General features: G+C 75.1%; 9 protein-coding genes and 1 pseudogene. 5 read left to right on the top strand and 5 right to left on the bottom strand.

The window, feature by feature from the left end:
• The first annotated feature begins 552 nt into the window (after positions 1-552).
• Both PV721_RS34715 and PV721_RS34710 read left to right on the top strand, forming a co-directional pair.
• On the top strand, positions 553-1,524 hold the full coding sequence (locus PV721_RS34715; protein ID WP_319731445.1) for a serine protease: 972 nt from the start codon (positions 553-555) through the stop codon (positions 1,522-1,524).
• 119 nt (positions 1,525-1,643) lie between these two features.
• Entirely contained in the window at positions 1,644-2,246 is a 603-nt protein-coding gene (locus PV721_RS34710) for a TetR/AcrR family transcriptional regulator (RefSeq protein WP_319731443.1), read from the top strand.
• A 506-nt stretch (positions 2,247-2,752) separates the two neighbouring features.
• Here PV721_RS34710 and PV721_RS34705 read toward each other — a convergent pair.
• Positions 2,753-4,168 carry a hypothetical protein gene (locus tag PV721_RS34705; RefSeq protein ID WP_319731441.1) on the bottom strand — a complete coding sequence of 472 codons (1,416 nt, stop codon included), beginning with the start codon at positions 4,166-4,168 and terminating at the stop codon, positions 2,753-2,755.
• Positions 4,169-4,340: 172 nt separating this feature from the next.
• Positions 4,341-5,287 (bottom strand): annotated as a pseudogene (locus PV721_RS34700) (oxidoreductase).
• Positions 5,288-5,480: 193 nt separating this feature from the next.
• Between PV721_RS34700 and cbiE the strand changes: the two are divergent.
• Genes cbiE through PV721_RS34685 form a run of 3 tightly spaced genes read left to right on the top strand, consistent with a single transcriptional unit; the run spans position 5,481 to position 8,276 of the window.
• On the top strand, positions 5,481-6,770 hold the full coding sequence (gene cbiE / locus PV721_RS34695; RefSeq protein ID WP_319731439.1) for a precorrin-6y C5,15-methyltransferase (decarboxylating) subunit CbiE: 1,290 nt from the start codon (positions 5,481-5,483) through the stop codon (positions 6,768-6,770).
• Entirely contained in the window at positions 6,767-7,516 is a 750-nt protein-coding gene (cobM, locus tag PV721_RS34690) for a precorrin-4 C(11)-methyltransferase (RefSeq protein ID WP_319731437.1), read from the top strand. The genes cbiE and cobM overlap by 4 nt, the downstream gene beginning before the upstream one ends.
• Positions 7,506-8,276 (top strand): cobalt-precorrin-6A reductase, encoded by a 771-nt coding sequence (locus PV721_RS34685; protein WP_319731435.1) that lies wholly within the window; start codon positions 7,506-7,508, stop codon positions 8,274-8,276. The genes cobM and PV721_RS34685 overlap by 11 nt, the downstream gene beginning before the upstream one ends.
• A gap of 137 nt (positions 8,277-8,413) precedes the next feature.
• Here the strand turns inward: PV721_RS34685 and PV721_RS34680 are convergent, their stop codons facing one another.
• Genes PV721_RS34680 through cobG form a run of 3 tightly spaced genes read right to left on the bottom strand, consistent with a single transcriptional unit; the run spans position 8,414 to position 11,909 of the window.
• Positions 8,414-9,925 (bottom strand): precorrin-2 C(20)-methyltransferase, encoded by a 1,512-nt coding sequence (locus PV721_RS34680; RefSeq protein ID WP_319731434.1) that lies wholly within the window; start codon positions 9,923-9,925, stop codon positions 8,414-8,416.
• Positions 9,922-10,569, bottom strand: a complete 648-nt coding sequence (locus PV721_RS34675; RefSeq protein ID WP_319731432.1) for a precorrin-8X methylmutase — start codon at positions 10,567-10,569, stop codon at positions 9,922-9,924. Before PV721_RS34675 ends, PV721_RS34680 begins: the two co-directional genes overlap by 4 nt.
• Entirely contained in the window at positions 10,566-11,909 is a 1,344-nt protein-coding gene (cobG, locus tag PV721_RS34670; protein WP_319731430.1) for a precorrin-3B synthase, read from the bottom strand. The genes PV721_RS34675 and cobG overlap by 4 nt, the downstream gene beginning before the upstream one ends.
• Positions 11,910-11,961 lie beyond the last annotated feature (52 nt).

The following is an 11,961-nucleotide window of genomic DNA, read 5'->3' as shown; positions in this document are numbered from 1 at the left end:
AACACAGACCGGAATACGGTTTTTCCGGCGGTCCGGGGGGCTCGGAGATGGGAATAAGAGACAGCCATAGCGCCGTGCGGGTGACGAGGGGCACGGAAAGGGGAGTTCGGGGCGCGGTCGCGGCCCGGCGGCCCGCGGCTCGGCGGCCCGCGGCTCGGCGGCCCGCGGCTCGGCGGCCCGCGGGTTGCGGCTCGGCGGCCCGCGCCGCCGTCCGGGGCCGGTGCGCCGGCGCCTGCGCACCGGCCTGTGCGCCGGCCGACGCGGCCGGCCGGTGCCGTGCCGAGCGCGCGGGTCAGGGCCCCGCCGGCCCGGCGGTCAGCGCGCCCCGCCTCCGCCTCCGCGATCTCGTACCCTGGCGCCTGGCGATCAAGGTGGGGGCTGCTCAAGTCGCGTGGGCGTAGAGCGGTTGCACGGCCGGCAGAAGACCCGAGAATGACACGCACACGACAATGCGGTCGGCTGTGAGAACGGACACGTGCGGTTCCCGGAACCCGCGCCGCCGTCCCCCCATCGAACGGAGCGTCAGAAGCGTCGTCGGGGTGGGAGTGCCAGATGGTCAGCAGGGTTCACGGGCGGAAGCGGGGACGGGAGCGGGGGCGGGGCGGACGCGGCCCCGCACTCGTCGGCCTGCTCTGCACCCTGGCCCTCGCGGGCCTCGGGTACACCGCCTGGGAGCTGCGCGGCATCGCCGCCAACCGCGCCGACGGGGATCCCGCCCGGGGCACCTACCAGCAGGATCCCGAGCGCGCCGACAGGACGGCGGCCGCCGTGCTGGACGGGATCGTCCGCGAGGCCACGGAGCCGCCGACGGACGGCAAGGCCTTCACCGACGGCGCCGGCCGGGTGAACTGGCGCACCGCCGGATGGCAGCCCTCCGATCCGCTGGAGGCCCGACCCGCCCCCGCCGAGCCGGCGATCGGCGCGCTCTTCTCCCCCGGCTCCGACGGTGATCCCGACCACCACTGCTCGGCCGTCGTGGTCCACTCCCCCGGCGGCGACCTCATCGCGACCGCCGCCCACTGCGTGTACGGCGGCGGGTTCCGCACCAACCTCGCCTTCGCCCCCGGCTACCGGGACGGCGTGGCCCCGTACGGCGTCTGGGTGCCCACCCGGATCGACGTCGACCCGCGCTGGACCGAGGACCAGGACCCCGACCACGACATCGCCTTCCTCCGGCTGCGCCGGCCCGGCTACCCCGGCCAGCGGCTGGAGGACGTCACCGGGGCCGAGACCATCGGCTTCCGGCCCCAACTGCCGGCGCCCGCACGGCTCGTGGGCTACCCGAACTTCTCCGAGCAGCCGCTGGAGTGCCGCAACACCGCCGTCGCCGCCGGGCCGACGCAGCTGCGGCTGGACTGCGCGGACGTACCGAACGGAACCAGCGGCGGCCCGGTGCTGACCGACGGCCGCACGCTGATCGGGGTGATCGGCGGCCGCGACGGGGGCGGCGACGACAGGACCTCGTACAGCGTCTACTTCGGCGACGACACCAAGGCCCTGTACGAGCGCTCCACCACTCCCTGACCCTCCCGCCGCGAGGAACCACGAAGGATCTTTCTAGAAAGGTCTTCCAGTTCCGCGATCTTGCTACGCTCGGTGGCGCAGATTCCGGACAGCACCACGCACACCGACGGGACCGCAGCATGTCTCCCAAGCAACAACGCGGCGAAGCCACCGTCGACCTGCTCCTGACCACCGCGCTGCGGGTGTTCGCCGAGTCCGGGCAGCAGGGCTTCACGGTGAACGCGGTCGTCTCGGCCAGCGGGGTCAGCCTCGGCAGCCTCTACCACCACTTCGGCAGCTTCGACGGCCTGGCCGCCGCGCTCTACATCCGGTGCATGGACATGCTGTGCGACGACATGGTCGCCGCGCTCACCCGGTGCCGCACCGCCCGCACCGGGGTGCGGTCCTGGGTGGCGTCGTACCTGGCCTTCACCCAGGAGAACCGGGACGTGGCGCTGTTCCTGCACGCCTCCGCCTACTCCGGCTACCTGGTGGCCCACGCCGAGGAGATCGGCGCGGCCAAGGCGGAGAAGTTCGCGGCCATCATGCAGTGGCTGGGGGTGCGCATGGAGCGCGGCGAGATCGCCCCCCTGCCGGCCCCGGTGATCGAGGTCCTGGTCATGGGCCCCCTCGCCGAGGCCGCCCGCCGCTGGCTGTCCAGCACCTACGAGATCGACCTCGCCGAAGCCGCCCGCTACCTCCCGGACCACATCTGGCGCTCCCTGCGCCCCGACCCGGCCTGACCGTCCGCGCGACGGGCCGGGGACCGGGCCGGGCCCCGGATATGCCGTTGGTGCGCGGCGCCGCCCGAGAACATCATGAGCAGCCGCCCTCCCGCGTCCGGGACGGCGGTCGTCCGTGTGCCGCCCCACTTCGGCGGTCCTGCGGTCGAGATCGGGCAGTCCCTCGTGTACGCCGGTTCCGTCCACCACGGCCACGGCCTCCAGCCCGGTGGCGCCCACGTCGTACGGCGGAGCCTGAACGGCGCGGTGCAGTGGCAGTACCGCACCGACAGTCCCGCCACGGCCCTCGACACCGACGGGGACACGGCTCTACGTGGCGTACCACACGGGAGCCCTGGTGGCACTGGACGCCGAGGACGGCTCCCTGCGATGGCACACGGACCTCAGGGTCGACGGTGCACCCACCGCCGTCCTGTCCCTTGCCGTGGCGCCCAGGGGGTCACCTGCTCGCCGGGACCGTCGACGGCCGCATCCTGGAGTGCTCGGTCCGAGCCTGAACCGGGGCCTCAGAGCTGTGGCGTCCAAACCTGGGGCGGTTCGTGGTGGGGTGGGTAGGCGGTGGCCGTCGGTGTGGTCGGCAGACGCCACTTGGACAGGACGCGGACCACCGTGCCCGGGCTGAGCAGGGCGTTCGGCGAGGTGGACAGCGACAGCACGCCGAAGAAGCGGCTGGAGACGGCGGGGTCGGTGTTGGCGCCCACCATCACGCGGGACATGTAGCGCTGCAGGATCCGGGTGGCCCGGTCCGCCGGCGGGCCTTCCGTCTCCGCGTACCGCAGGTCCTCGCTGGTGGCGATCTGCCAGGCCACCTCCGCCGCGGCCACCGTCCGGCGCTGGATCCGCCGGGCGGCCGCCGGGAGGTCCCGGGGCGCCAGGCCGCGGATCTCCTTGCGCAGGACGTCCGCCGCCAGTGCCGCCACCGTCATCCCGTGGCCGTACACCGGGTTGAAGCGGCAGGCCGCGTCGCCGAGCACGACGAAGCCCGCGGGCCAGCGGTCCATGCGCTCGTAGTGGCGCCACTCGTTCGCCGTGGAGCGGAACCCGGTGGCCGAGGAGAGCGGTACGGCCTCGCGGATCGCGTCGTAGAGCGCCGGACTGCGCAGGCTCCGAGCGAAGCCGAGGAACCCGTCGTCGTCGGTCGGCGGGGCGTGTTCGCCGTTGCCGATGAGGGTCACCAGCCACCGGCCGCCGTCCTGCGGTACGAGCACCGCCCCGCGCGGGACCTCCGGGCGGCCCTGTACGTACATGCCGTGCCAGCGCCGCGCGGGATCCTCCGGAACCTCGAAGTACCGGCTGGAGTAGCCGAGACGGGAGTCGTACCGGGTCACCTGCGGGGCCGCGTGCCCGAGGGCCGCGAGCCAGGCCGGGGCCTTGGAGGTCCGTCCGGTGGCGTCGACCACGAACCGCGCGGCCAGCGGGTCACCCCCGCGGAACTCCACGCCGGTCACCGAACGGCCGTCCGGCGCGCCCACGAGTCCCGTGACCGGGCTGCCGGACCGGAGCCGGATCCGCTCGTCCCGCAGCACCTCCCGGCGCACCGTCCAGTCGAGCAGCTCGCGGCTCGCCAGGAGCACCTTCGCCCCCGGCACCCGGTGGAACCAGTCGGCCGGGCTCAGCCAGAGGAAGTCCCCGGGGCTGTCCAGCAGGAACGCCCCGTCCGCCAGCAGCCGCTCCGTGACCCCGGGCAGCAGGTCCTCGATCAGCTCCACGCCCCGCGACCACAGCACGTGCGCGTGCCGGGACTGCGGCAGCCCGGGTCTGAACGCCGGTGCGTCCTGCGGCAGTTCGTCCCGCTCGACGAGCGTCACGCGCCCGAACCGCTCCGCGAGCACCCGCGCCGCCAGCAGGCCGGCCACGCCCGCCCCGAGGACCACCGCGTGGTCGTGGGCTTCTGGGTGGTTGTCCATATCGTCGTCGCTCATGCCGCCGAGTCTCCAGCGCGGCGGGCGCCCGGGTCAGGCCCGGGCCGGGGCGCCCGGAGGCGCCCCGGGGGCGGACGGACTCATACCGGGGGCGCCCGGGCGGGAGCGTGCCGGGGAGACCCGTCAGGGGCACAGGGCGGTACCCGCGGGTGGCAGGCCGGCCCGGCCCGGATCAGCGCGGCAGGGATGCGTACGAGACTCCTGTGAGCTTCTCGGAGGTCGCCCAGAGCAGTTCGCCGGACGTGTCGTCCAGGGTCCACTTCGCCCGCCAGGACCGCGCCGGCGCCCCGCGCCAGCCGAACCGCGGGCCATGAAGGCGTCCTGGCCGACCCCGGGCGCGGTGGCCGCGTAGAGGGTGGGCAGCGCGCCCGCGGAGGTGGGCTGGGCGACGACCGCGTTGCCGAAGGCGGCCACGCGCGAGTTGAGGGTCGGGCCCTCCACCTTCGACGCTCCGGAGTGCAGGTTGGTGGAGGCGTAGCCGGGGTGGGCCGCGGCGGCGGTGATCGTGGAGCCGGCGGCCGTGAAGCGGCGGGCCAGCTCGTGCGTGAAGAGCAGGTTGGCGGTCTTGGAGCGGCCGTAGGCGACCCAGCGGCGGTAGCCGTGCTCGCTGGAGAGCGCATCCACGCCGCCGCCCTCGACGTCGATCCTCCCCAGCGCGTGGAAGCCGCTGGAGACGTTGACGATCCGGGCCCCGGGGGCGGCCGACCGCAGCCTGGGCAGCAGCAGCCCGGTGAGGGCGAAGTGCCCGAGGTGGTTGACCCCGAACTGCGTCTCGAACCCGTCGGCGGTGCGTCCGTACGGGAGCGCCATCACGCCCGCGTTGTTGACCAGCAGGTCCAGCGAGGTGCGCCGCTGCCCGTAGGCGGTGGCGAACTCCCGCACGGAGGCCAGGTCGGCGAGGTCCAGCGGCATGAACTCCACCTCGGCTCCGGGCACTTCGGCGTGCAGCCGGACCACCGCGGCCCGCCCGCGCGCGGCGCTGCGGCAGGCCAGCACGACCGAGGCGCCGCGCCGCGCGAGCTCGCGGGCGGTGACGTAGCCGATCCCGCTGTTGGCCCCGGTGACGACGGCGGTCCGGCCGCTCTGGTCGGGGATCTTGCTGGCGTTCCAGCCGGGCATGGCAGCTCCCTCGTGTCGCGGTGGGTCACCGAGGGTAGACCGAGGCGTGGGGGAACGGTCGCGAGGGCGTCACGAGAGGCCTCGCGAGAGGCCTCGCGAGAGCGTCGCGAGGGTGGGCGCGGGCCGCGGATCAGCAGGCCAGTAGGCTGCGGGTCCGCCGTCTTTCCCCTTCCCGTTCCCGAGGTACCGCGCAGTGAGCTCCGCACCGCCCCCCAGAACCGTGACGGTCGTCGGCCTCGGCGCCGACGGCTGGGCCGGGCTCGCCGCCGCCGCGCGGTCCGCACTGTCCTCGGCCCAGGTACTGATCGGCGGGCCGCGCCAGCTGGACCTGCTGCCGGCCGGCGAGTGCGCCGGTGACCGGGTGGCCTGGCCGAGCCCGCTGCGGCCGGCCGTGCCGAAGCTGATGGCCGAGCACGCGGGGCGCCGGATCGCGGTGCTGGCCAGCGGCGATCCGATGTTCTACGGGATCGGCCGGGCCCTCGCCGAGGAGCTCGGGCCGCAGTCCCTGCGGGTCCACCCGCACCCCTCGTCCGTGTCGTACGCCTGCGCCCGCCTGGGCTGGCCGGTGGAGGACACCGAGGTGATCACGGTGGTCGGCCGCCCGGTGGCCCGGCTCGCGGCCGCGCTCCACGACGGGCGCCGGGTGCTGGTGCTCAGCGCCGGAGCGGCGTCCCCGAACGAGATCGCCGCTCTGCTTCGAGAGCGGGGCTTCGGCCCGAGCCGGATGCGGGTGCTGGAGCAGCTCGGGTCCGAGCGCGAGGACGCGTACGAGGGCCGCGCCGACAGCTGGGACCGCGCGCCCGGCGACCCCCTGAACGTGGTGGCCCTCGACTGCCGCCGCGACCCGGCCCACGCCGCACCGCGCCTCGGCGCGACCCCCGGCCTCCCGGACGCCGCCTACGAACACGACGGGCAGCTCACCAAGCGCCACGTCCGGGCCGCGACCCTGTGCGCCCTGGCCCCGGCCCCCGGCGAGCTGCTGTGGGACATCGGCGGCGGCTCCGGCTCCATCGGCATCGAGTGGATGCGCACGCACCCCTCGTGCCGGGCGGTGGCGGTGGAGCGCGTACCGGAGCGGGCCGCGCGGATCGCCCGCAACGCGGCGGCGCTCGGCGTACCGGGCCTGCGCGTGGTCGTCGGCGCCGCGCCGGAGGCCCTCGGCGGACTGCCGGCCCCCGACGCGGTGTTCATCGGCGGCGGGCTGACCGCGCCGGGACTGCTGGACGCGGCCTGGGCGGCGCTGGCGCCCGGCGGCCGCCTCGTCGTCAACACCGTCACCCTCGAATCGGAGGCGGTCCTCACCGACCGCTACCGCCGCCACGGCGGCGAACTGGTGAAGCTCGCCGTCGCGCACGCCGTGCCGGTCGGCGGATTCACGGGCTGGCGCCAGGCGATGCCGGTCACCCAGTGGTCGGTGACGAAGCCTGCCGAGCCGGCCACCGCGTCCAAGGCCACCGCATCCAAGGAGAAGGATCGAACATGACCGTGTACTTCATCGGTGCGGGCCCCGGCGCCGCCGACCTGATCACGGTGCGCGGGGCCCGGACCCTGGCCGCCGCCCCGGTCTGCCTCTACGCGGGCAGCCTCGTGCCGCGCGAGCTGCTCGCCGAGTGCCCGGCGGACGCCCGCCTGGTCGACACCTCGCAGCTGAACCTCGACGAGATCATCGCCGAGTGCGTACGGGCCCACGCAGCGAGCCAGGACGTGGCGCGGCTGCACTCCGGCGACCCCTCCATCTTCAGCGCCGTCGCGGAGCAGATGCGCCGGCTGGACGCGGCCGGCATCCCCTACGAGGTCGTCCCGGGCGTACCGGCCTTCGCCGCGGCAGCCGCCGCCCTCAAGCGGGAGCTGACGGTGCCCACCGTCGGCCAGACGGTCATCCTGACCCGGATCGCCCAGCAGGCCACCCCGATGCCGCCCGGCGAGGACCTGGCCACCCTGGGCCGCAGCGGCGCCCTGCTGGTCCTGCACCTCGCCACCCGCTACGTGGACCGGGTGGTCGACGAACTGCTGCCGCACTACGGGGCCGAGTGCCCGGTGGCGGTGGTGGCGATGGCCAGCCGCCCCGACGAGCTGATCCTGCGCGGCACCCTCGCCGACATCGCCGCCCAGGTGAAGGAGCACGGCCTGGTCCGCACCGCCGTCATCGTCGTGGGCCGCACGCTGGGCGCGGAGCAGTTCCGGGACAGCCACCTGTACTCGCCCGAGCGCGACCGGCATGTCTGCTGAGCCCGGCCGCGAGCCGGACCGCCACGTCCTGATCCTCGGCGGCACCACGGAGGCCCGCCGCCTCGCGGAGGCACTGGAGCACCACCCCTCGTACCGGGTGACGACCTCGCTCGCGGGCCGGGTCGCCGCACCCGTCCTCCCACCGGGCGGCACCCGCATCGGCGGTTTCGGCGGCATCGCGGGGCTCGCGGGCTGGATCGTCGCCTTCGGGGTCACGCACGTGGTCGACGCCACCCACCCCTTCGCGGAGCGGATCAGCTTCAACGCCGCCGAGGCGGAGGCGCTCACGGGCGTCCCCACGCTGGCGCTGCGCCGGCCCGGCTGGACCCCGGGCCCCGGCGACGACTGGCGGTTCGCCGGCTCCCTGGAAGAGGCGGCCGCCGCACTGCCCCCGCTCGGCGGCCGGGCCTTCCTGACCACCGGGCGGATGGGCCTGCACACCTTCGCGCACCTGACCGACACCTGGTTCCTGGTGCGCTCGGTGGATCCGCCGGACGCTCCCGTGCCGCCGCAGCTGGAAGTCCTGCTGGCCCGGGGCCCGTTCACCCTGGCCGACGAGCGGGAGCTGCTCGCCCGTCACCGCATCGACGTGCTCGTCACCAAGGACAGCGGCGGCTCGGCCACCGCGCCCAAACTCACGGCCGCCCGCGAGGCCGGCATCCCGGTCCTGGTCGTACGCCGCCCCGCGGTCCCGGAGGGCCAGCCGCAGGCGGCCTCCGTCCTCGAAGCACTGCGCTGGCTCGACGCCGCTGCCGCATAGGGCCCGGCCCCCTCCCCGGAGCCGCGGACGGCCCGGGATTTCGGCGGCGCGGGGCTGCGAACGGCCCGGGGCCGCCGACAACGCCACGGGGCCCGGAGGCGGTTCGCCGCTCCGGGCCCCGTCGGGCGCTCAGCAGGTCACTGGTAGCGGCGCGGGGTCCACGTGATCCGCGACCCGTCGGGCCGCTCGGTGACCTGGGTCTGCGAGGAGCCGATCAGCAGGATCGTCCTCATGTCGACCTCGGAGGGCACCAGTTCGGCGAGCGTGACGATCCGCACCGACTGCTCCGGCCCGCCCACGTCGCGCGCGACGACCACCGGGGTCTCGGGTGCGCGCAGTTCCAGCAGCAGCTCGCGGGCCTGGGCCACCTGCCAAGTGCGGCTGCGCGAGCCGGGGTTGTAGAGGGCGAGCACCAGGTCGGCCGCGGCGGCCGCGCGCAGCCGCTCCGCGATGACCTCCCACGGCTTGAGCCGGTCCGAGAGGGAGACGGTGGCGTAGTCGTGGCCGAGGGGGGCGCCGGCCGCGGCGGCCGCCGCGTTGGCCGCGGTCACGCCCGGCAGGACCCGTACGGGCACGTCCTCGTACTCCGCCTGCCCGGCCACCTCCAGGACCGCCGTGGCCATGGCGAAGACGCCCGGGTCGCCCCCGGAGACCACGGCCACCCGCTGCCCGCGCCGGGCCAGGTCGAGCGCGAACTCGGCCCGCTCCGACTCCACCTTGTTGTCGGAGCCGTGCCGGATCTGGCCCGGCTTCACGGGGACCCGGTCCAGGTAGGTGGTGTAGCCGACCAGCACCTCGGCGTCGGCCAGCGCGCGCCGGGTCTGCGGGGTGAGCCACAGGGGGCCCGCCGGGCCGGTGCCGACGACCACGACCTCGCCGGGCCCGGACGGCACGCTGCCCGGGTTGCCGATCCGGCTGGGCACCACGGCGACGGCGAAGTACGGCACGCTCGCCGCGTCGGTGTCGGCGAGGCGGCCGGTCCGCTCCCCCTCCATGGTGGCGCGCTCGACGTAGCGGGCCTCGGCGAGCCGGCCGCTGTTCTCCATCGCGCCCCGTACGGCGGGGAAGGTCCGGCCGAGCTTCATCACGACCGCCGAGTCGGTGGCGGCGAGACGGGCGGTGAGCTCCTCCTCGGGCAGGGTGCCGGGGAGGATGGTCAGGACCTCCTCACCCTCCACGAGCGGGGTGCCGAGCCGGGCCGCGGCGGCGCTCACCGAGGTGACCCCGGGGATGACCTCGGTCTCGTACCGGTCCGCGAGCCGCTTGTGCATGTGCATGTACGAGCTGTAGAAGAGCGGGTCGCCCTCCGCGAGCACGGCGACGGTCCGGCCGGCGTCCAGATGAGCGGCCAGGCGGGTGGCGGCGGACTCGTAGAACTCCTCCATCGCACCCTGGTAGCCGCCGGGGTGGTCGGTGGTCTCGGTGGTGACCGGATAGACCAGCGGCTCCTCGATGTGCGTCCCGCGCAGGTGCGCCGCGGCGATCGAGCGTGCGATGGACCGCCCGTGCCGGGCGCTGTGATAGGCGACGACATCGGCCTCGCCGATCACCTGGACGGCCCGCAGTGTCATCAGGTTCGGATCGCCGGGCCCGAGCCCGACCCCGTACAGGCGCCCCTTGACGACCTGTCCGTCGCTGTCGACGCTCATTCGACCACGCTCGCAATGGCGTTGACGGCGGCCGCGGCGATGGCGCTGCCGCCCCGCCGGCCGCGGACGATCAGGTGGTCGAGGCCCGAGGGGTGGGCGGCGAGGGCGTCCTTGGACTCGGCGGCGCCGATGAAGCCGACGGGCACCCCGATGACGGCGGCCGGGCGCGGCGCACCCTCCTCGATCATCTCCAGCAGCCGGAACAGCGCGGTCGGCGCGTTGCCCACGGCGATCACCGAGCCCTCCAACAGGCCGCGGTCACGCCAGACTTCGAGGGCCGCGGCGCTGCGCGTGGTGCCCATCTTCGCCGCGAGGTCCGGGACCGCCGGGTCGGAGAGGGTGCAGATCACGTCGTTGCCTGCGGGCAGGCGCTTGCGGGTGACCCCGCTGGCGACCATCTGGACGTCGCAGAGGATCGGCGCACCGGCCTCCAGGGCCGCGCGGGCGCGCAGCACCACCTCGGGGGTGTACCCGAGGTCCTGCGGGAGGTCGGTCATTCCGCAGGCGTGGATCATGCGCACCGCGACCTGGGCGACCGAGGCCGGCAGGCCGGAGAGGTCCGCCTCGGCGCGGATCGTGGCAAAGGACTGGCGGTAGATCGCGGCGCCGTCCTTCTCGTACTCGAACACGGTGTACTCGCTCATTTCTGCACTGAGTCGGGGAGGTTGTGACGTACGGGATCTGCGTGTCGGGCGTCCGCGAGGGCGGGGGCGAGCTCGTGCTCCGGTACGCCGCGCCGCGGTGCGCGGCCTTCGACGTGGAGGTCGTATCCGGCGGGGGTGGCGACCAGGTCCACCCACGCGGAGCCGCGCGGATGCCCGCACCGCCGCTCGCAGCCGGACCAGTGCACGGGCAGCGGTCCGCGGGCCCGTTCCATGACGGCCCGCGCATCGGCGCGCACGTCGGCCAGCGCCTTCGCGCAACCGGGCTTTCCGGTGCAGGCGGTGACGGACCGCCAGGAACTGTCGGGAGCCGTGACGAGCCCTGCTTCCGCGAGCTCGGCGAGCGCGGGAGCCGCCGCGCGGCCGGGCAGTCCGGGGACCACGATCCCGCGCCAGGGAGTCAGCCGGACCCGGTCCGTGAGGCCTGCGAGCCGACGCCACTGCGCGGTGGTGAGCCGCCCGAGCGGCGCGAGGACGGACAGCGAGGCGGTGCCGTCCGGGCCGGGCACGATGCCGGGCTCGGGCGTCCCGGCGGACCGGGCGGACCCGGCGGACGACGCGGCGGACGGGTCCGGCGCCGCCACGACGGCGAAGACACCGGCATCGGCCAGCCGCTCCGCCAACCGGGCACCGGACAGAGCGTGTTCAGGAGGCAGCTCGGCCACCCGCCAGGCCCGGGTGCCGGCCTCCCGAACGGCGTCGAGGAAGTACTCGGCGGCCGTCAGCGCGGCCCGCGGCGCGTCCTGCACGGAGACGAGCACGGCTTCCGCCCGGTCACCCGCCCACAGCAGGGCCCGCTCGGCATCCCCGTCGGCGGCGAGGTTCACGTCCGCCGCGAGCGAGGTCACGTCGCCGCGGCCGTCGTCGAGGGCGAAGAGGAACCGCCCGGACAGCCCGGCCGCCGCGTCGCTCGCGCAGAGCAGCACGTCCAGCTCGGCCACCCAGGGGGACACATCGGGCAGGCCCAGCCGGTCGAGGCCTGCGAGCGGCGAGGAAACGATGTTGCGGATCCGCTCGTGCGCGGGCGCGGGCAGCAGTCCGGCGCGCGCCAGCAGTTCGGCGAGTTCCCCGCCGCAGCTCTCACCGAGGCCGCGCAGCTGTACGTTGCCGCGCGAGGTGAGGTCGACGTGACCGTCGCCGAGCCGGTCGGCGGCATCGGCCAGCAGCCGCGCGGCGGCACCGCCGAGCATCCCGCCGGGAATCCGCACCCGCGCCAGGAACCCGTCGTCCGCCGCGTGCAGCCGCAGCGCGCCGGGGCAGGCGTCACCACGGTCCCGTATGAGGGGTTCGTCCCGCGATGCGGCGGAAGGGGACTGGGGCATGGCGGCGAGCATACCCACGATTCCCCTCCCCCGACCTGTGTCCGTCACCACC

This window comes from Streptomyces sp. MB09-01, assembly GCF_033794505.1.
Classification (GTDB): domain Bacteria; phylum Actinomycetota; class Actinomycetes; order Streptomycetales; family Streptomycetaceae; genus Streptomyces.
Note: the sequence above shows the minus strand (reverse complement) of the source record. Positions and strands in the feature narration are given on the sequence as shown.